The 19,506-nt window shown below is 71.7% G+C and carries 14 protein-coding genes; 7 read left to right on the forward strand and 7 right to left on the reverse strand.

The features are described 5' to 3' along the window. Nucleotides 1–17: 17 nt before the first annotated feature. The 3 genes from ACIQU4_RS01275 to ACIQU4_RS01285 are packed head-to-tail and all read left to right on the forward strand — an operon-like array spanning nucleotide 18 to nucleotide 4,233. Nucleotides 18–1,223: a glycosyltransferase family 4 protein gene (locus ACIQU4_RS01275; protein WP_403725908.1), complete on the forward strand. Its 1,206-nt coding sequence runs from the start codon at nucleotides 18–20 to the stop codon at nucleotides 1,221–1,223. Beyond that, entirely contained in the window at nucleotides 1,220–3,013 is a 1,794-nt protein-coding gene (locus tag ACIQU4_RS01280) for a lipopolysaccharide biosynthesis protein (protein ID WP_403724293.1), read from the forward strand. Before ACIQU4_RS01275 ends, ACIQU4_RS01280 begins: the two co-directional genes overlap by 4 nt. Then, nucleotides 3,010–4,233, forward strand: a complete 1,224-nt coding sequence (locus tag ACIQU4_RS01285; protein WP_403724296.1) for a hypothetical protein — start codon at nucleotides 3,010–3,012, stop codon at nucleotides 4,231–4,233. The genes ACIQU4_RS01280 and ACIQU4_RS01285 overlap by 4 nt, the downstream gene beginning before the upstream one ends. A 15-nt stretch (nucleotides 4,234–4,248) precedes the next feature. Here the strand turns inward: ACIQU4_RS01285 and ACIQU4_RS01290 are convergent, their stop codons facing one another. Then, entirely contained in the window at nucleotides 4,249–5,769 is a 1,521-nt protein-coding gene (locus ACIQU4_RS01290; RefSeq protein ID WP_403724298.1) for a hypothetical protein, read from the reverse strand. Between the two features lie 115 nt (nucleotides 5,770–5,884). Between ACIQU4_RS01290 and ACIQU4_RS01295 the strand changes: the two genes are divergently transcribed. Next, nucleotides 5,885–6,469, forward strand: coding sequence for a WcaF family extracellular polysaccharide biosynthesis acetyltransferase (locus ACIQU4_RS01295; protein WP_403724301.1), 585 nt, complete (start codon nucleotides 5,885–5,887; stop codon nucleotides 6,467–6,469). Next, entirely contained in the window at nucleotides 6,466–7,581 is a 1,116-nt protein-coding gene (locus ACIQU4_RS01300) for a glycosyltransferase (protein ID WP_403724304.1), read from the forward strand. Before ACIQU4_RS01295 ends, ACIQU4_RS01300 begins: the two co-directional genes overlap by 4 nt. Nucleotides 7,582–7,588: 7 nt before the next feature. Here the strand turns inward: ACIQU4_RS01300 and ACIQU4_RS01305 are convergent, their stop codons facing one another. The 4 genes from ACIQU4_RS01305 to gmd form a co-directional block, all read right to left on the reverse strand. After that, nucleotides 7,589–7,801 (reverse strand): DUF6458 family protein, encoded by a 213-nt coding sequence (locus tag ACIQU4_RS01305; RefSeq protein ID WP_030159236.1) that lies wholly within the window; start codon nucleotides 7,799–7,801, stop codon nucleotides 7,589–7,591. A gap of 121 nt (nucleotides 7,802–7,922) precedes the next feature. Then, nucleotides 7,923–8,600 carry a hypothetical protein gene (locus ACIQU4_RS01310; RefSeq protein ID WP_403724307.1) on the reverse strand — a complete coding sequence of 226 codons (678 nt, stop codon included), beginning with the start codon at nucleotides 8,598–8,600 and terminating at the stop codon, nucleotides 7,923–7,925. A 102-nt stretch (nucleotides 8,601–8,702) separates the two neighbouring features. Continuing rightward, nucleotides 8,703–11,483 (reverse strand): LamG-like jellyroll fold domain-containing protein, encoded by a 2,781-nt coding sequence (locus ACIQU4_RS01315; protein ID WP_403724310.1) that lies wholly within the window; start codon nucleotides 11,481–11,483, stop codon nucleotides 8,703–8,705. 245 nt (nucleotides 11,484–11,728) lie between these two features. Beyond that, complete coding sequence (gene gmd, locus ACIQU4_RS01320) at nucleotides 11,729–12,742, reverse strand: GDP-mannose 4,6-dehydratase (protein ID WP_385588106.1); 1,014 nt, start codon at nucleotides 12,740–12,742, stop codon at nucleotides 11,729–11,731. Nucleotides 12,743–12,948: 206 nt separating this feature from the next. Here gmd and ACIQU4_RS01325 point away from each other — a divergent pair, with 206 nt between their 5' ends. Next, nucleotides 12,949–13,893 carry a GDP-L-fucose synthase gene (locus ACIQU4_RS01325; RefSeq protein ID WP_030159243.1) on the forward strand — a complete coding sequence of 315 codons (945 nt, stop codon included), beginning with the start codon at nucleotides 12,949–12,951 and terminating at the stop codon, nucleotides 13,891–13,893. A gap of 20 nt (nucleotides 13,894–13,913) precedes the next feature. On the opposite strand, the gene ACIQU4_RS01330 is transcribed toward ACIQU4_RS01325, so the two are convergent. After that, nucleotides 13,914–15,401, reverse strand: coding sequence for a sugar transferase (locus tag ACIQU4_RS01330; RefSeq protein WP_403724314.1), 1,488 nt, complete (start codon nucleotides 15,399–15,401; stop codon nucleotides 13,914–13,916). 381 nt (nucleotides 15,402–15,782) lie between these two features. On the opposite strand from ACIQU4_RS01330, the gene ACIQU4_RS01335 reads away from it, so the two are divergent. Then, nucleotides 15,783–18,050, forward strand: a complete 2,268-nt coding sequence (locus ACIQU4_RS01335; protein ID WP_403724317.1) for a M4 family metallopeptidase — start codon at nucleotides 15,783–15,785, stop codon at nucleotides 18,048–18,050. Between the two features lie 288 nt (nucleotides 18,051–18,338). On the opposite strand, the gene ACIQU4_RS01340 is transcribed toward ACIQU4_RS01335, so the two are convergent. Continuing rightward, on the reverse strand, nucleotides 18,339–19,364 hold the full coding sequence (locus ACIQU4_RS01340) for a hypothetical protein (protein ID WP_403724320.1): 1,026 nt from the start codon (nucleotides 19,362–19,364) through the stop codon (nucleotides 18,339–18,341). Nucleotides 19,365–19,506 lie beyond the last annotated feature (142 nt).

The raw sequence follows: 19,506 nt of genomic DNA on the forward strand, positions 1-19,506 counted from the left end.
GTCACCGGCGCCTACTGCTGGTTTCCACCAACTACGCTCCCGAGCACGCGGGGATTGGGCCGTACGCCACCCAGATCGCGGAGCACTGGGCGGATCTCGGCCACGACACCCATGTGCTCGCCGGCATGCCGCACTACCCGTCGTGGTCGTTGGAGCCGGAGTACAAGGGGGCGCTCCGGCGCACGGAACGGCGCGCGGGGGTCACAGTGCACCGGCGTGCACACACCGTGCCGCCCCGCCAGACCGCCGTTAAGCGGGCCCTTTTTGAAGGATCGATTCTGCTGCACGGCTCCGTGGCCCCGCCCCGGATGCCGCGCCCGGACGCGGTCATGGCCCAGATGCCCAGCCTGGCCGGCGGGGTCCTCGCGGCCCGGCTCGCCGCCCGCTGGAAGGTCCCCTTCATCCCCGTCGTCCAGGACCTGATGGGCGCGGCCGCCGCGCAGAGCGGAATCAGCGGCGGCGACAAGGCGGCCGCGATCGCCGGGCGCGCGGAGGCGTACGCCCTGAAGCGGGCCACCCTGGTCGGCGTCATCCACGAGACCTTCGTGGACCGGGTCGTCGGTATGGGCGTGGACCCGAAGAAGATCCGCCTCGTGCCCAACTGGTCCCACGTCCCGCAGCCCACCCGGCCGCGCGGCCAGACCCGGCGCCACCTCGGCTGGGCCCCCGGCGAGCCGGTCGTCCTGCACTCCGGGAACATGGGCCTCAAGCAGGGCCTCGAAGTCCTCGTGGGCGCCGCCCGCCTGGATCCGGGTGTCCGTTTCGTCCTGATGGGCGACGGCAGCCAGCGCTCGGCCCTGGCCGACCTCGCGGCAGACGTGCCCAATCTGGACATCATCCCCCCTGCCGCCGACGGAGAGTTCCCGGATATCCTCGCGGCGGCGGACGTTCTCGCCGTGACGCAGCACGCGGCCGTGCTCGACATGAGCGTGCCGTCCAAACTGACCTCCTACTTCCAGGCCGGCCGACCCGTAGTCGCGTCCGTGGCGGCGCAGGGCGGCACGGCCCAGGAAGTGGAACGCTCGGGCGCAGGGGTGCTCGTACCACCGGAGGACCCACACGCCCTGCTGAAGGCCGTACGGGCCCTCGCCGAGGACCCCGAGGGCGCGGATGCACTCGGGGCGGCCGGACCGCGGCACGTGGCGGCCCACCTGAGCCGTGACGCGGGCCTGGCCCGCATCGACGCACTGATAGACGAAGCACTTGGGGGTCCGCAGCCGTGATCGAGACCAACCGCCCTGTGTCGGTCCCGGCGGAGGACGAACCGGACCTCCTCAGGGACCAGTTCAAGCAGCTCCTGCGCTACCGCCGCCTCCTCGGGGCGGGCGTCGGCATCGGCTTGCTGGGCGGCGTCTACCTCGGCATATCCACGTCCGACACCTATGTCGCCACCGCCGACATCGTGCTGCGCGCACCCACCGACGACCCGTTCAACCCGAGTCTCGCGCCCGACAAGGCGATCAACATCGGCTCGGAGCGGCAGGTCGCGCTCAGCTCCTCCATAGCCAACGAGGCCGCGAAGAAGCTCGGCGTGACGTCCAAGGACTTCGCCGGCCTGCGCAGCGGCCTGCAGGTGACCAATCCGCCGCAGACGATGGTGCTGCGCTTCACGTACACCGCGTCCTCCGCGAAGGAGGCGGCCACCCGCGCCAACGCGATGACCGAGGCGTACCTGCTCAAGCGGCAGGAGGCCCTCGACGTCACGCGCGACAAGATGGTCAAGGGCTACCAGGACCAGCGCGACCCGGTCGCCAAGAACCTGGACGAGCTCGTCAAGCAGATCAACGCCATGCCGGCGGGCACGGGCCGCGACGCCGCGTACGCCTCGAAGACCGACCTGCAGAGCAAGGTCAACACCCTCAACAGCAACATCGCCAAGCTCCAGGCCCTGGACATGAGCCCGGGCCGGGTCACCAGCCCCGCGACCCCGCCGTCCGACACCGACGGCCCCGGCCTCCTGATGTCGCTGGCGCTCGGCGCGGCCGTGGGCCTCGCCCTGGGCCTGCTCGCCGCGTGGGTCCGGCTCGTGTTCGACCCCGCGCCGCGCTCCGAGGGCGACGTCGCGCGGGCCCTGCGCGCGCCCGTACTCGGCTACCTGCCGCGGTCCAAGACCGGCGGCGGGCCGCTGCTCGCGGCCGGCGAGGAGGACCCCCGGCTCGCCGAGGAGTTCCGCTCGGTGGCCTTCCGGCTCGCGTACGACTCCCGCTTCGCCGACCGGCGCCGGCTGCTGGTCGTCGCCCCGCGCGGCAGCAGTGAGACCGCCGCCGCGGCCGCGGTGAACCTGGCCGCCTCCTTCGCGGAGACCGGCAAGGACGTCCTGCTCATCGAGGCCGACCTGCGCACGCCGGTACTGGCCAGCCAGCTGCCGACCGGCGTCGGCCGGCCGCGCTGGAGCCAGGCTCCGGGCGGCTCGGGCTCGGGCTCGGCCCACGGTGACACCGACTGGCCCGACGGGCGCCAGCTCGTCGTCGACGCCGGGGAGTCGGGCGCCTTCGACCTGATCCCGGGCGAGCCGGTGCGCAACGTGGCCCGCGCGCTGACCTCCCCGCGCGCCACCCGCCTGATCTCCGAGGCGGACTCCCCCAACTCCACGGTCGTCGTGCTCGCGCCGCCCGTGCTCTCGTACGCCGACGCCCTCGCACTCGTCGACCGCGTCGACGGCGTCCTGGTCGTCTGCGACCCGCGCGCCGTCCACCGCACCGACCTGTCCCGGATCCGCGAGCTGATCAGCGGCGCCGGCGGCACGGTGCTCGGCGCGGTGCTGCACGCTCCGCTGCCGGGCGAGAAGCGCGGCCGGGTCGGCCGCGGCGGCAAGGCGAAGGGCGCGTCCGCCGCCCCGGCGCAGGCCTCCCGGCCGTCCGCGCCGCAGGCGCAGCCGCTCACGCGGCAGCCGAACCAGGGGCAGCAGGGCCAAGGGCAGCAGGCGCACCGGCAGGCCGAGCCGGAGCAGCACATCCCGGGCGACGGCACGGACACGGTGGCCCTGCGCACGGTGCGCATGGGCCGCAGATGAGCCGGCGCGGCCTCGCCGCCGTCTCCTCGGTCCTGGACCAGGCCGCGTCCAGCGCCACCAACATCCTGGTGCTGGTGCTGGCCGCCCGGCTGTCCTCGGCGTCCGGCTTCGCCGACTTCTCGATGGTGTACGTGACGTTCAGCGTGCTCCTCGGACTGAACATGGCGTACGTGGGCCAGACGGTGGTGCTGGAGAAGGACGAGGACCGGCTGGGCGCGGTCTGCCGCTCGGGCCTCGCGTTCACCGGGGCCGCCTCGGCGGCGGCGGGCGCGGCACTGGCCGTCGTCGGCCTCGCCGTGCCCGGGGCCGGCGGCTGGGCCCTCCTCGCACTGGGCCTCGTACTGCCGCTGGTGCTCGTCCAGGACGGGCTGCGGTACTGCTTCTCCGCGCTGCGCACCCCCGAGCGGGCGCTGGCCGCGGACGCGCTGCGGCTGGTGTGCGTCGTCGCGGCGCTGCTGCTCCAGCCCGAAGGGGCTTCGGCGGGGCGGCTGGTGCTGGTGTGGGGGGTCTCGGCGCTTCCGGCGCTCGCGCTGGGGCTCTGGCTCCTGCGTCCGTACGTCCGGGGCTCGGTGGCCGACCTGCGGCCGTACCTGCGGCGGGGGCACCTGGGGCAGCGGTTCGTGGTCGAGTTCGCGGTGGGCAACGGCTCCAGCCAGCTGGCGGTGCTGGGACTCGGCCTGTTCGCGACCCCGCTGGCGGTGGGCGCGCTGCGGGGTGCGACGACGTTGTTCGGGCCGCTGAACGTGCTGTTCAACTCGGCGAACGCGTTCGGCCCGCCCGTGGTCGGGCGGGCGTCGGGCAAGCGGGGCGTGGTCCGGCTGACGGCGGCGATGGGCGGTGTGCTGGCGGCGCTGGGCGCCGGCTGGGGCGCGGCCCTGTACGCGCTGCCCGAAGGCCTGGGCCGAGAGCTGCTGGGCGACACGTGGGCGGCGGCGTCCGCCCTGCTCCCCGCCACGGGAGCCCAGTACGCGGTGATGGGCCTGGGCACGTGCGCCCTGCTGACCCTGCGGGTGCTGAACCCGAAGGCGACGCTGTCCTTGCAGGTGGTGTTCTCGCTGCTGTCGGTGGCGCTGCTCCTGGGCGGCTACGCGGTGGCCGGTGTGGCCGGCGCCGCCTGGGGCCTGGCGGCGGGCTCGGCCCTGAAGGCCACGGCGGCCTGGCTGCGCGTCTCGCGCGTCCCGGCCCGCGCGCCGGAGCCTCCGGTGACGACGGCGGCCTGACCCGCCGGGCATCCGTCAGCGCAGGACGGTGGTCTTGTCCTGGCGGTACGTCGCGACCAGCGCCAGGCAGAGGGCTGCGATCGCCACCCGGCCGGAGGCCTGGAGCAGGGGGCCCCGCAGGAGGATGAACGAGTAGCCCGCGACCAGCGGGACCACCACCGAGATCAGGCTGCCCGGAGGCGAGCGCCGCGTGGCGCGCTTCGCGTAGCGGCGGTCCACCCGGGCCGCCGCGTACCCCATGCCCAGGAGCCCGGCGCCCATGCCCAGCGGGCCGAAGTCCAGCCACAGCTCGGCCCAGACCGGGGACGAGAGGTTGGTGTTGACCGTCCCCATCCACTCTCCGACCATCACGCCCGTGTCCTTCGGCTTGCCCGGCCAGACCGAGCGCGGCACCGCGAAGAAGACGGATCCCGCGAGCTGGCTCCCGTACAAGTGCCCGGGCCCGGAGTTCGAGTACGTGATGGTGTTCGCGAACATGCCGATCTGGTCGTAGTCCTTCAGCGCCATCGGCTCCAGGAACGACGTCGTCTCGACCGGCTTGTAGTTCTTCTCGTCGTACCGGAAGCGGTCCGCGAAGGGGAACACGAGCAGGGCGATCACCACCGCCATCGACAGCGCCACCCGGTACATCGCGGCGCTCACCGGGAAGACGGTGAACAGCAGCGCGAACATGACCGTGAGGAACCAGTACCGCGGGTTCGAGATCGGGTTGTTGACCACCAGGTTGAGCAGGGCCAGCGTCCCCCAGGTGACGATGATCGACACCTTGCGGCGGGCGTACGTCGACGTGATCAGCCAGCGCGTGTACAGCAGCAGGGCGAGCAGCGCCGGGACCGTGCCGAAGCCGCGCAGCAGGGCCTGGCCGGCCTGGCCGTCGCCGTTGGAGACGCCCGCCTCCTCGATGCCCGCGATGATCTCCTGGCGGCTGGAGAAGAACACCGCCGGGCCGCCGAGCTTCATGATGAAGGCGGCGCTGCACAGGAAGGCGAGCCCGGTCAGCAGTTGGAGGCGGCGCCGGTGGGCCATGACCGGCCGCGGCTCCTTCTGGGAGCCGCCGGCCCGCCCGGTCGGCCGGTGGCGGGCGAGCAGGACGCCGACGTCGAACGCCGTGCAGCCGAGCAGGACCAGGCCGATCGCGACGGTGAGGTCGGAGCGGGGGCCGACCACGGGGGTGGGGACCCGGCCCAGGACCGCCTGCGCGAGCGGGGCCACGCCCATCGCCATGTAGACGAAGAGCCAGAAGGAGCCCTGGAGCAGCTTGCGTCGGCTGGTCAGGACCATCGCGGAGAGCCGGGCTCCCGCGTACATCGTGAGCAGGAGCTGGAGCCAGAACGCGGCGTCGTGCTGGCCGTCGCCGGACTGGACGGCGACGATCAGCGGCAGGAAGACGCTGAAGCCGAGGATGAGCGGGACGGACAGGGCGCGGGAGAGCAGGGTGCGCGGGGTGGTGACCCGGCCCCACCGGTGCACGTCCTCCGGCTCCGAGACGGGCGGAACCGGCGGGGTCACCGAGGGCTTGCGTATGTCCGTTGCCACTGCCGCCCCCACCCCATGTGCCTGGTCCGCGCGCAGTCTAGTCTGAGCGGGCGGCGCCCGGGGAGGCGCGCCTGCGGAGCGCGACGAGCCCGCAGCGCACGATGAGGGGCGACAGTTGCGTGATCTTCCTGCCTTCACGCTGGCCGGATACGACAAGGGGCGCGGGCTGCTGACGCAGGCGCTCTGGTTCGCCGTGATGAACACGCTGTTCATGGCGTGGTTCTGCCCGGCCCGGCTGCGGGTGGCGCTGCTGCGCGCGTTCGGCGCGCGGATCGGCGAGGGCGTGCTGATCCGGCACAGGGTACGGGTGCTGTGGCCGTGGAAGCTCACCGTCGGCGATCACACGTGGATCGGCGAGGGCGCCTGGCTGCTGAACCTGGAGCCGGTGACCATCGGGGCGAACGTCTGCATCTCGCAGGAGGCCATGCTCTGCACCGGCTCGCACGACCACCGGGCCGCCGACTTCCGCTACCGCAACGCGCCGATCGTGGTCGAGGACGGCGCGTGGGTGGCGGTACGGGCGACCGTGCTGGCCGGTGTCACGGTGGGCCGCTGCGCGGTGGCGGGCGCCGGATCGGTGGTCCACAGAAACCTTCCTGCACTGACCCTGCAGACGATGGACGGGCAGCGCCGCCCGGTCGAGGAGCCCAAGGCCGAGGAGCCCAAGGCCGAGGAGCCCAAGGCCGAGGAGCCCAAGTGAGAGTCCTGCACGCCGTCACGCTCCACTCCCCCTCGCACGCGTTCGGCGGGCCGGTCCGGGTCGCGCTGAACCTGGCCAAGGGGCTGCGGGCGCGCGGATACGAGGCCGGGCTGCTGGCCCTCGGCGAGGGTTTCCCCGATCCGTGGCCGACCTCGGTGGAGGGGGTGCCGGCGAAGCTGTTCCCGGCCCGCCGCATCCTGCCGCTGGGCTTCAGCGGGATGACCTCGCCGGCCCTGCTGGCCTCGGCGGGCCGGCTGGTCCGGGACGCGGACGTGGTCCATGTCCACCTGGCGCGGGACCTGGTGACCCTGCCGGTGGCCCTCGCGGCGCTGCGGGCCGGCAAGCCGCTGGTGCTGCAGACCCACGGGATGGTGGACCCGAGCGAGAAGGTGCTGGCCAAGGTGCTGGACGCGGTGGCCGTACGGCGGCTGCTGCGCGGCGCGGACGCGGTGCTGTACCTGACCCCGCACGAACGGGAGGGCCTCGACGCGGTGGTGGGCGGCGCGCTCGCTGGGGCCGTACGGCTGGTGAACGGCACGCCCGCGCAGGAGGAGCGGCCGGCCCCGGCCGGTCCCCCGCGCATCCTGTACTCGGCGCGACTGCAGGCCCGTAAGCGCCCGGTGGACTTCGTGGACGCGGCCCCGGCGGTCCTGGCGGCGCACCCGGACGCGGAGTTCGTGGTGGCCGGCCCGGACGAGGGCGAGCTGGCGGCGGTCCGGGCCCGGATCGCGGAGCTGGGGCTCACGTCCCGCTTCACGGTCCCGGGGGCACTGTCCACCGCCGAGGTCCTGGCGGAGCTGCGCCGGGCCCATGTCTACGTCCTGCCGTCGGTGGACGAGCCGTTCCCGATGTCGGTCCTGGAAGCCCTGTCGGTGGGCGTCCCGTCGGTGGTCACGCACTCGAACGGCCTGGCCCGCGACATCGCCTGCGCGGGCGCGGGCCGAGCGGTCACCCCGGGCCCCTCGGGCGTGGCGGGGGCCGTCCTGGCCCTCCTGGACCCCTCCGAGAACGCGAGGGCCGGGGCCGCGGCCCGCGAACTGGCCGCGGAATCCTTCTCGATGGAAGCGGTCCTGGACACCCTGCTCCCCGTCTACGAGGCCGCTCTGCGCTGACGGCGGCCTACAGCTCGCGGTGGGTTTCGTCCACCACGGGCAGGGCCGCCGCGCGGCGGCGCTTGAATACGCTCGCGTAGACGGCGAGGCCGATGGCGCCTGCCGCCATCATGATCAGCCCGACGATGTCGAGGTTGACGCTCTCCATCTTCCAGTCCGTCGCGAAGGTGAGGATGGCCCCCACCACGATCAGCGCGATGCAGCCGCCGATGCCTCCCATGTCATTCGCCTCCACAGTCGTGGTCGTCTGACCGCGCGGCTACCCGGGAAGCACACGCGAAAACGCCGCCCCCGGCCCGGAGTCCGGGCTGGAGGCGGCGTTCGCGTACGCGGCGGGGAGGTTACGCCGGGATCCAGGCGTAGCAGCCCGTCGAGGTGAAGGTCGCCGTGCCCGGGGGGATCGTGGCGGTGATCTTGTCGCCGGGCTTCGGGGTGGATTCCGGACCCGAGGCCAGTACCGCGCCGTCCTTGCCCTTCGCCTCCCAGGTGCACGTCGTGGCCTGGGTCAGCGCCCGGTACGTGCCCGCTGCGGGCGACTGACGGGTGCCGTCGGCGAAGCCCTTGGAGGCCGCGTCCAGGATCGGCTTCTGCTCCGGGCACAGGTACGTGATCGCGTCCTTCGCCCCCGGGATCTCCCCGGCCACGACGGCCCCGGTCGCCGCGTCCTTGTCGCGCTTCGCGGTGCGCTCCACCCGCTGGCAGGACTCCTGGCCGGTCTGGAGGACCGCCGCCGGGTCCATCTTCTCCGGGACCCGACCGCTCAGGTACTGCTTCTCGTTGGGCTTGAAGCTGCCCGTCTTCGGGGTGAGCTTCGCGTCCGGCAGGACCGGCCCGGTCGGCTTCGCGTCGGGAGAGACCGGCGCCGCCGAGGCGTCCGCCGGGTCCGGGACCGCCGACGCGGCCGGCGGCTTCGGCTTCGCCGCCTCGGCGTCGGCCTTGCCGTCGCCGCCCGAGCTGCAGGCGGTCAGGGTCAGAGCTGCGGCCAGCAGAACAGCAGCCGCGGCGGAGCGTCGGTACATCTCTGGGGCTCCTGTATTACGTGCCAGTTGATCGGCGGAACTCGGGGGTGGAGCGCGGGGCCCGGACGCCTTGCGTACCGGGCCCCGCATCAGCCTTGGCGGTTACTTCGGGCCGAAGGTGAGGACGAGCTGCGGAGCGGCGTCCGCTGCCGTCGACTCCATGGACCAGATCCACAGCGGGTCGGTGCCCGTGCTGGTCAGGGCCAGGCTGTAGCTGCTGCCCAGCACCGGGGTGAGCGCGGCGGTGTCCAGCGGGGTGCTCTGGATCGCCGAGCCGTCCGGCACGCTCGCGAACGCGCCGAGCTCGGTGGTGCCGAGGGCGGGCTTGGTGTTGAACGTCGTGCTCGCGCCGCTCCAGGTGCCGGTGACCGGGACCACGGAGATCTTGTCGGCCGTGCCGGCGTTCGCCTGGGTCGACGTCTTGATCTGGAGCGAGGCGGACTTCAGCACCTGCCCGGCCGGCGCGGCCGGCAGGTTGAAGCGCAGGTACGTCTGGTACGCCGACGTGCCGCGGACGGCCAGCGAGCTGGTCGCGCCGTTGGCGGTGCTCGGGGCGCCCTGGTTGACGTAGGTGTCCTCGGTCGCGGAGACCTTGGAGACCGAGTCGGACGGCGCCTTGGCCAGGTCGTAGTGGTTCTTGGCCTGGGCCGCGGTGAGCGCCTTCGGGTAGACGGCCGTCTCGTCGATCTGGCCGGCGAAGAAGCCGCTCGTCGGCTTGGTCGGCCAGCCGCCGAGGTTGTCGCCGCCGACGTGCCAGAAGCCCTCGTACGAGACCGAGCTGGTGACGTTGTTCAGCGTGCCCTTGCTCTGGCCGTCGACGATCAGCTCCATGCCGCCGGCGCCCATGCTGCCGACGACGTGGTGCCACTTGTTGTCGTTGTACGTGTCGAACAGGCCGGTGGTGATGGTGCGGGCCGAGCCGTTGCTGACGCCGAAGACCAGACGACCGGTGTTGGTCATGTAGATCTGCTTGTCGTACGAGCCGCTGGTGCGGTCGGTGTTGCTGCCGAAGCCGATCAGCTTGCCGCCGCGCGTGGTGTTGGTCTTGAACCAGGTCTCGACCGAGAACGCGCTGCCCACCGTCTGGCGGTGGTCGCTGTACACCTGCTGGCTGGTGCCGTTGAAGCCCATCGCCGTGCTGGCGCCGCTGATCGCGCCGGGCGTCTGGCGCAGGGCCGGGGCGTTGAGCTGCACGCCGCTGGTGTTGCCGGCGACCGAGGAGTCGGCGACGTACGGGCTGACGGTGTCGTCGTAGCGCCAGTACAGGCTGGCGCCGTCGGCGCGGACCTGGTTCGGGTACGACTGGACCGAGCTCGGGACCGTGACCGAGGCGTTGGCCGACAGGGCGCTGGTGTTGCCCGCCGCGTCGGTGGCCGTCACGCGGTAGGTGTACGACTGGCCGTCCTTGACCGTGGTGTCGGTCCAGGAGGCCTGCGGACGCTGCCACTCCAGGGACTCGGCGGCGACGGTGGCGATGGGGCTGGACGAGCCGTTGCGGTAGATCCGGTACGTCAGCTTGCTGTCGTCGGCGTCGTAGCTGGTGCGCCAGCGGACCTGGACCTCACCGGGCTTGACACTGCCGGCGCTCGCGACCGGGGTGGTCGGGGCGCCGATGTCGCCGGTCGAGGCGAAGCGGGTGAGCGCCTGCTGCGGCTTGCCGTTGATGGCGGTGAACTCACCGCCGGCCCACATGTACTTGACGTCGTTCTTCTCGGCGATGGTCATGGCACGCGGGCCGATGCCCTCGCCGATGCCGTCGTTGGCGGTGGGGTGCCAGCCGAGCTTGCGCGGGCTGCGCACGAAGCCGTCCACGGGCGCGGGGGCGGCGCCTTCGTAGTTGGTCAGCTGCGCGTTGAAGAAGTTCCGCTTGCCGTCGGGGAACTGGCCCTCCAGCGAGCAGTCGTGCGCGTGCGAGGAGCTGTAGAGCACTCCGTCGTACGGCAGGACGGCCTGGGTCGCGCCGAGGCAGCGGTCGCGCCACTTCTCGCTGAAGTCGCTGAGGTTCAGGCCGATGCGGCCGTCGAAGACACCGCCGCCGGAGCCCTCGTTGCCGGTGTAGAAGCCGGTCGAGTCGGTGGCGATGTCCTTGACCACGGAGTTCGACGGGATGTTGCTGTACGTCTTGGTGACGGCGCCGGTGGTGGCGTTCACGACGGCCAGGGCGTGCGTGCTCTTGCCGTTGATGTCGAAGAAGTCACCGCCCAGGAGGACGTTCTTGCCGTCCGGGGTGACCTCGACCGCGCGGCCGGGTTCGTCGGCGTTGGCGGTGAAGGGCTTGAGGGCGCCGGAGCCGGCGTCCACGGCGGCGAACCGCTCGCGGGTCTGGCCCTCGACGGTGCCGAAGTCGCCGGCCGCGTACACGGTGTCGTCGGAGACGGCCAGTCCGCGCACGGTGGCGGGGAAGCCCGGGTGGAAGGCGGCCTTGGGGGTGCAGGTCGCGATGTCGATCGCGGCCACGCTGGAGACCGGGGTGCCGTTGACGGCGCCGAAGTAGCCGCCCGCGTACAGGGTCTTCTTGTCCTTGGAGACTTCCAGGGCACGCACGGTCGCGCTGCCGTCGCCGATGGTGAAGGCGAGCTTGCACGAGGTCGGGTTGCCCGTCGCGGCGTCGAGCGCCACGAAGTTGACCGCTTCCTGCTCCGCGCCGCTGGTGCCGTCGGGCGGGCGGACGGCGGAGAAGGTGCCGCCGGCGAAGACGGTGCCGTTCGCCTCAGCCATCGCAAAGACGACGCCGTTGGGCTGCCAGGTGGGCAGCTCGTCGGCGGTGAATGCCACGGGAGGCGTGATGGCGGACGCCTCGGGCATCAGCACCAGACCTATTCCGGTGCCGGCGCCGGCCAGTGACAGGACGAGGGCAGCAGTCAGCCCTCTGGATCTACGCATGAGCCCCCCAGGGCAGTTGCCCGGTTTGATGGCTTGAACTATCCGAACAGCCATATGTACTGGCGCAGACTAGGGCTCCTGCGAGGACCCGGTCACTTCCCTTGACCCATTGCATACCAACTTGGAATGAACGGTTCAGGTTTGAGGGCGCACAACGGACATACGACGGGTTTACCTCGGCCACACCCACCGATACCAGTGAAGATGACCGGGACACGGCAAATCGTAGGGGAAATATAAGGCTTTCAGCGGTCGATGCGGACCGTCGCGCCCGCCAGCTGGTCCTCGACCTGCCGGATATCGGCGTCGACCATGATCCGCGCCAGCTCGGCCACGAGGACCGTCGGCTTCCAGCCAAGCAGTTCATTGGCCTTGGAGGCGTCGCCGATGAGGGCGTCGACCTCGCTCGGGCGCTCGTACTTCGGGTCGTAGCGCACGTGCTCGGCCCAGTCGAGGCCCGCGTGGGTGAAGGAGGACTCGACGAACTCGCGGACCGTGGCGGCCACGCCCGTGGCGACGACGTAGTCGGTCGGCTCGTCCTGCTGGAGCATCCGCCACATGGCGTCCACGTACTCGGGGGCGTAGCCCCAGTCGCGGACCGCGTCGAGGTTGCCCAGGTAGAGGTGCTCCTGGAGGCCGGCCTTGATCCGGGCCACCGCGCGGGTGATCTTGCGGGTCACGAAGGTCTCGCCGCGGCGCGGGGACTCGTGGTTGAAGAGGATCCCGTTGACGGCGAACATGTCGTACGCCTCCCGGTAGTTCACCGTGGTCCAGTACGCGAACACCTTCGCGGCGCCGTACGGGCTGCGCGGGTGGAACGGGGTCCTCTCGTTCTGCGGGGGCGGGGTGGCCCCGAACATCTCCGAGGACGAGGCCTGGTAGATCCGGGTGTCCACACCACTGGCCCGGATCGCCTCCAGGAGCCGCAGGGCGCCGAGGCCGGTCACGTCTCCGGTGTAGAGGGGGGCGTCGAAGGACACCCGCACATGCGACTGGGCGCCGAGGTTGTAGACCTCGTCGGGCCGGATCTCGCGGAGCAGGTTCACGAGCGCGACGCCGTCGGAGAGGTCGGCGTGGTGCAGGACGAAGGACCGGTTGGGGGCCTGCGGGTCCTGGTAGACGTGGTCGATCCGCTCGGTGTTGAAGCTGGAGGACCGCCGCACCAGGCCGTGCACCGTGTAGCCCTTGGAGAGCAGCAGCTCGGAGAGGTACGAGCCGTCCTGCCCGGTGACGCCGGTTATGAGTGCGGTCTTGCCCATCTGGGGTCCCCCTGGGGATCGTGTCGGTCTGTTGTGGTGAGCGGGGCCCCGCCCCAGCCGCCCCACCCGTACGAGGCTGGATGCGTACCGTACACGGCCCGCGCCCGCCCCCTTCGCCCGGAATCCGCTTGCGGCGGCCGGGCGGCCCCGTCCGGCCGCCGGACCTCGTCAGCGCCCTGCGGCGGCGGACTGGCATCATCGGCGGTATGACAAGTTCGCTGCCGCTCCTGCCCCCGAACGCCCGCGTCTTCGTCGCGGGCCACCGCGGCCTCGTGGGCTCCGCGGTCGCCCGCCGGCTCACCGCAGACGGCCACGAGGTGCTCACCCGGGGCCGCGCCGACCTCGACCTGCGCGACGCCGCCGCCACGGAGGCGTACCTGAAGGACGTCCGCCCCGACGCCGTCGTGCTGGCGGCGGCCAAGGTCGGCGGGATCATGGCCAACAGCACCTACCCGGTGCAGTTCCTGGAGGACAACCTCAAGATCCAGCTCAGCGTCATCGGCGGCGCGCACGCCGCCGGGGTCGGCCGCCTGCTGTTCCTGGGCTCCTCCTGCATCTACCCGAAGCTGGCCCCGCAGCCCATCAGCGAGGACGCCCTGCTGACGGGCCCGCTGGAGCCGACCAACGAGGCGTACGCCCTGGCGAAGATCGCCGGGATCGTCCAGGTCCAGTCGTACCGGAAGCAGTACGGGGCCTCGTACATCTCCGCGATGCCGACGAACCTCTACGGCCCGGGCGACAACTTCGACCTGGAGACCTCGCACGTGCTGCCCGCCCTGATCCGGCGCTTCCACGAGGCCGCCGCCGAGGGCCGCGAGGAGGTCACGCTGTGGGGCAGCGGCACGCCGCGCCGCGAGTTCCTGCACGTGGACGACCTGGCGGCCGCCTGCGCGGTGCTGCTGGGCAGCTACGACGGGGACGAGCCGGTCAACATCGGCTGCGGCGAGGACCTCACCATCAAGGCCCTCGCCGAGACCGTCGCCGAGGTGACCGGCTTCCGCGGCCGGCTCGCCTGGGACACGTCCAAGCCGGACGGCACGCCGCGCAAGCTCCTGGACGTCACCCGTCTGACCTCGCTGGGCTGGAAGCCGGAGATCGGGCTGCGGGACGGCATCGCCGCCACCTACCGGTGGTGGCGCGAGCAGGGCTGAGCGCACGTGCCGGGTACCTCCTAGTACGCTCCGCGGCCGTCGACGACGGCGCGGAGGGTACGGCCCATGACGTCGACGTCGCTGGTGAAGGACCAGTTGTCGACGTACTGGAGGTCGAGCTGGATCGTCTCGTCCCAGGAGAGGTCAGAGCGTCCGCTGATCTGCCACAGCCCGGTCATGCCCGGCCGGACGGTGAGCCGGCGCAGTTCGACCTCGTCGTACTGGGCCACCTCCTCCGGCAGCGGCGGGCGCGGGCCGACCAGTGACATGTGCCCGCTCAGCACGTTGAACAGCTGGGGCAGTTCGTCCATGGAGGTGCGGCGCAGCAGCCGGCCCACCCGGGTCACCCGGGGGTCACGGCGGATCTTGAACATCAGGCCGTCGTTCTCGTTGGCCCCGGACAGCTCGTTCTTCAGCCGGTCCGCGTCCGCGACCATGGTGCGGAACTTCCACATGACGAACGGGACCCCGTCGCGTCCGATGCGCCGCTGGCTGTAGAACGCCGGGCCGCGCGAGCCGAGCCGTATCGCCAGGACGATGCCGAGGAAGACCGGCGAGAGCAGCAGCAGCCCGACGGCCGCCCCGGTGCGGTCGAGGACCGACTTGAGCAGGGTCTGCACGCCCCGGCCCACCGGCGGCGCCACCCGCAGGACGGCGAGGCCGCCCGCGGACAGGGTCTCCAGCCGCTTGACGGAGACCTCCACGAGCCCCGGGAAGACGGCGAGTTCCAGCCCCGCGTCGTGCAGCGCCCAGGCGACCTTGCGCAGCCGCTCCCCCGCGATCCGCGCGCCCGGGGCGACCAGGACGAGGTCGGCGTGGTGGCTGCGGACGGCGCCGAGCACGGCGGTGGAGTCCGCGTTCGGGGCTTCGGGCACGCTCTCTTCGAGCCGGGCCGCGACGGGCACCCCGCCTTCGAGCGGGCCGGCGCCGACCGGCACCACGCCGACGACCACGTAGGGGTGGTCGGTACGCGCGGCCAGGTGTTCGATGACGGCCCCGGCCGCGCCGGGTTCGCCGACCACCAGGACCCGGCTGACGGCATGTGCCTCGCGGCGGGCGGCCGAAAGGTGGCGGTAGGTCAGTTTGTGGCAGGCGACGGTGACGAGGAGGGCGGGCAGCAGGGCGCCGAGCGCGGACAGCCGCGGGGTGCTCTCGCCGGTCACCACGCGGGCCACGGCCAGGACGCCGATCAGAATCAGCCAGTCATGGAGGACGGGCAGCACTCCGCGGGATTCTCCCAGCGCGCGGGAGGCGTAGCGGCGGCGCACCGCCTGCACCCCGGTCCAGGCGAGCGCCGCGCCGAGGGCGCAGTACACCGGCCGGACCTGCTGCGCCGCCTGGAAGACCAGCGCTACGGGGACCGCGGCGCCGAGGAAGTCGGCCGTGAGGGCAGCGGGCAGGTACCAGCGGGCCTTGTCGCCGATCCGCCTCGCCGGGGCGGCCGCGAGCCCCGCGGTCGCTGCTGCCGCTCCGGCCAGTCTTTGCGCAGGAAAATGGACATGCCTCATGGGCCCCCCTGGCACGTGGTCTATGACAGTGGCGCGTGCCCGTGGCTTCCCCTGGCTCCGGACAACTGGCGCACCGGGAAACAGTACGACAAACGCCCGTACGACAAATGCCGATTGCTCGAACGAGACCTCTTGTTGCGCAAGTGTTAGCAACCGGTACCAACCGTTCCAGATATCGGGTCCCCCATTCGCACGCGAAGGTGAATGGTCCGGATATCGGATACGTCTCATCGGTCAACGAACCGTTTCCAGCCAACCTTTTGACGCGGCCCTGACATCGACGCCGACAGCTGGCACTCTTCGATCCGTTCTTCGCACCAGCCTGCTCTGCCCGGAGGCCCACCCAGCCGTCCGGAACCCCCCTTGCAGAAGGAGTCTGCGTTGAGTCACACCCCCCACAGGCGTGCCACCGCGGCCGGCGCTCTCGTCGCCGCCGCCGCACTGCTTGCCGTCGGCATCCAGGCCGGCACCGCCAGCGCCGACGCCACCGCGTCGCAGGCACGCAACGCCGCTCAGCCCAACCCGGGCGCCTCCGCCGTCAATCTCAGCCCGTCCGAGCGTGCGACGCTCATAGCCGACGCCAACTCGACCACCGTCCAGGCGGCCAAGGCCCTCGGCCTCGGCGAGCAGGAGAAGCTGGTCGTACGCGACGTCGTCAAGGACGCGGACGGCACCACGCACACCACGTACGAGCGCACCTACGGCGGACTCCCCGTGCTCGGCGGCGACCTGACGGTCCACGCCAAGGGCGGCGTCACCAAGAGCATCACCAAGGCGACCAACCACGAGATCAAGGTCGCGGACACCACCGCGACCGTGACCCCGGCCGGCGCCGAGGGCCAGGCCGTCTCCGCGGCGAACGCCGCGGGCTCCAAGGACGCCAAGGCGTCCAAGAACGCCCGCAAGGTGATCTGGGCCGCCGAGGGCGCCCCCGTCCTCGCCTACGAGACCGTCGTCGGCGGCCTCCAGGACGACGGCACCCCGAGCGAGCTGCACGTGGTCACCGACGCCAAGACCGGCGCGAAGATCACCCAGTGGCAGGCCATCGAGACCGGCACCGGCAACACCATGTACAGCGGCCAGGTCACGATGGGCACCTCGCAGTCGGGCAGCAACTACACGCTGACCGACGCCGGGCGCGGCAACCACAAGACGTACGACCTCAACGGAGGCAGCTCCGGCACCGGCAGCCTCTTCACCAGCACGACCGACGTGTGGGGCAACGGCGCCGCGTCCAACCGCGCGACCGCCGGTGCCGACGCGCACTACGGCGCACAGCTGACGTGGGACTACTACAAGAACGTGCACGGCCGCAACGGCCTGCGCAACGACGGCGTGGCCCCGTACAGCCGGGTCCACTACGGCAACGCGTACGTGAACGCGTTCTGGGACGACTCCTGCTTCTGCATGACGTACGGCGACGGTACGAGCAACACGCACCCGCTGACGTCCATCGACGTGGCCGCCCACGAGATGACCCACGGCCTCACCTCGGTCACCGGCAACATGACCTACAGCGGTGAGCCCGGCGGCCTGAACGAGGCGACCTCCGACATCATGGCGGCGAACGTCGAGTTCTACGCCAACAACCCGCAGGACGTCGGCGACTACCTGGTCGGCGAGAAGATCGACATCAACGGCGACGGCACCCCGCTGCGCTACATGGACAAGCCGAGCAAGGACGGCGGCTCCAAGGACGCGTGGTACTCGGGCATCGGCGGCATCGACGTCCACTACTCCTCGGGCCCGGCCAACCACGTCTTCTACCTGATGTCCGAGGGCTCCGGCGCCAAGGTCATCAACGGCGTGAGCTACGACTCGCCGACCTCCGACGGCCTCCCGGTCACCGCGATCGGCCGCGACGCCGCCGCGAAGATCTGGTTCCGCGCGCTGACGGTGGGCTACTTCAAGTCGAACACCAACTACGCGGCCGCCCGTACGGCGACCCTCCAGGCCGCCGCCGACCTGTACGGCCAGGGCTCGACCACGTACAACAACGTGGCCAACGCCTGGGCGGGCATCAACGTCGGCGCCCGCATCGTCTCCGGCGTCTCGGTCACCCCGATCGCCAACCAGACCACCCAGACCAACACCGCTGTGAGCCTGCAGGTCCAGGCGACCAGCACCAACCCGGGTGCGCTGAGCTACGCGGCGACCGGCCTGCCGGCCGGCCTGTCGATCAACTCCTCGACCGGTCTGATCTCGGGTACGGCCACCACCGCGGGCACGTCCAACGTGACCGTGACGGTGACCGACTCGGCGAGCAAGACGGGCACGGCGGCCTTCACCTGGACCGTCGGCACGTCCCAGCAGAACGTGTTCGAGAACACGAACGACTACCAGATCGCGGACAACGCGACCGTCGAGTCCCCGATCGCCGTGACCCGCACGGGCAACGCCCCGAGCACCCTCAAGGTGGACGTGAACATCGTCCACACCTACGTCGGTGACCTGAAGGTCGACCTGGTCGCCCCCGACGGCAGCGTCTACAACCTGCGCAACCGGACGGGCGGCAGCGCGGACAACATCGTCCAGAGCTTCACCGTGAACGCCTCGTCCGAGGTCGCCCAGGGCACCTGGAAGCTCCGCGTCGCGGACCTCGCCAGCCTGGACACCGGTTACATCAACAGCTGGAAGCTCACCTTCTGACCCCACCGGGCAGGTGAAGCCACACGGCTGACCCCATGAAAACGCGGGGCCGTCCGGGAGAAACCCTCCCGGGCGGCCCTGTTCCATGTGCCCTTGCGGTACGGGACCTGCTCCCCGCCGAGCCGGGACCTTCGGCGGCCGTCCGCGGCCCCCGCGCGCCGGGTGCCGGCCGCCTTCCCGCTCCCCGAGCTCGCGCAGACCGCGCTCGAGGTTCGGCCCCGAGGGAGGGACCCGCGAGGGCCCGGCACCCCGTGGGTGCCGGGCCCTCGCGCTCATCGGGTCCGGAGGTCAGCGCATGCCGGGGAAGATGAGGTCGAAGAAGTCGCGCCCACCCTCGTGGTGCTCCTCGTGCCGACCCTCGTCCTGACCGTGCTCCTGCTCCTGGCCGGGCTGCTGGCCGGGCTCCTGCTGCTGGCCGGACTCCTGGCCGTGCTCCTGCTCCTGGCCGGGCTCCTGCTGCTGGCCGGGCTCCTGACCGTGCTCCTGCTCCTGGCCGGACTCCTGCTGCTGACCGGGCTCCTGACCGTGCTCCTGCTCCTGGCCGGACTCCTGCTGCTGACCGGGCTCCTGACCGTGCTCCTGCCCCTGGCCATGTTCCTGGTCCTGGCCGGGCTCCTGCTGCTGGCCGGGCTCCTGACCGTGCTCCTGCCCCTGACCATGCTCCTGCTGCTGGCCGGACTCCTGCTGCTGACCGGGCTCCTGACCGTGCTCCTGCTGCTGGCCAGGCTCCTGACCGTGCTCCTGCCCCTGGCCATGCTCCTGCTGCCGGCCGGGCTCCTGATCCTGGCCGTGCTCCTGCTCCTGGCCGGGCTCCTGGCCATGCTCCTGCTCCTGGCCGGGCTCCTGGCCCTGACCGTGCTCCTGCTGCCGGCCCGGCTCCGGCTCGTCGATCGGGGTCCGGTGCGAGCGGAAGTCGCCTTCGTCGTCGCGCCAGTCGTCACGCCGGTTGTCGCCCCAGTCGTCGCGGCGGCCCCGGGTCGGCACGAAACTCACCGAAAGGACCTCGACGTTGTACACCGTGTCGCCCGGCTGCAGCTCGCGCTCCACCCGGCCGCCGCACCCGTGGTTCGGGTAGAGCAGGGCGCGCGATTCGGTGCCGTTGTGCACCGCCGTGGCGGGGCGGTTGCGCGAGGTGTCCGTCAGCTCGTAGCAGGTGTCGTTGTCCGACGGGCGGATCTGCGCGCGCTCGTCGTTGTCGATGATGTACTGCAGCCGGCCGAGGTCGTCGTTGCCGCCGGCGAACGACGGACCGGCGGTCGGCAGGACGAGTGTGAGGGCGCCGAGGAGCGCTACGGCGGTCGGGCGAAGACGCATGAGGAAGCAGTCCGTTCTGTGGGCACTGGATGCCGGTCCGGTGGCATCCAGCGGGCAGCGTAGGAGCGGCGCCCCCTGCCGGAACGTTTCGGCATGCGCAGCACGTTCGAAGGTTCACCCTCCCGGATCGGTGACCTGCGCC

The organism is Streptomyces sp. NPDC090741, from assembly GCF_044769045.1.
Taxonomy (GTDB): Bacteria; Actinomycetota; Actinomycetes; order Streptomycetales; family Streptomycetaceae; genus Streptomyces.

What these genes read in the sequence shown, in the direction of transcription:
- ACIQU4_RS01285 (WP_403724296.1), top strand. Translation starts at nt 3,010, where the DNA reads ATGAGCCGGCGCGGCCTCGCCGCCGTCTCCTCGGTCCTGGACCAGGCC.
- ACIQU4_RS01305 (WP_030159236.1), bottom strand. Translation starts at nt 7,801, where the DNA reads ATGGGAGGCATCGGCGGCTGCATCGCGCTGATCGTGGTGGGGGCCATC.
- ACIQU4_RS01310 (WP_403724307.1), bottom strand. Translation starts at nt 8,600, where the DNA reads ATGTACCGACGCTCCGCCGCGGCTGCTGTTCTGCTGGCCGCAGCTCTG.
- ACIQU4_RS01315 (WP_403724310.1), bottom strand. Translation starts at nt 11,483, where the DNA reads ATGCGTAGATCCAGAGGGCTGACTGCTGCCCTCGTCCTGTCACTGGCC.
- gmd (WP_385588106.1), bottom strand. Translation starts at nt 12,742, where the DNA reads ATGGGCAAGACCGCACTCATAACCGGCGTCACCGGGCAGGACGGCTCG.
- ACIQU4_RS01325 (WP_030159243.1), top strand. Translation starts at nt 12,949, where the DNA reads ATGACAAGTTCGCTGCCGCTCCTGCCCCCGAACGCCCGCGTCTTCGTC.
- ACIQU4_RS01330 (WP_403724314.1), bottom strand. Translation starts at nt 15,401, where the DNA reads ATGAGGCATGTCCATTTTCCTGCGCAAAGACTGGCCGGAGCGGCAGCA.
- ACIQU4_RS01340 (WP_403724320.1), bottom strand. Translation starts at nt 19,364, where the DNA reads ATGCGTCTTCGCCCGACCGCCGTAGCGCTCCTCGGCGCCCTCACACTC.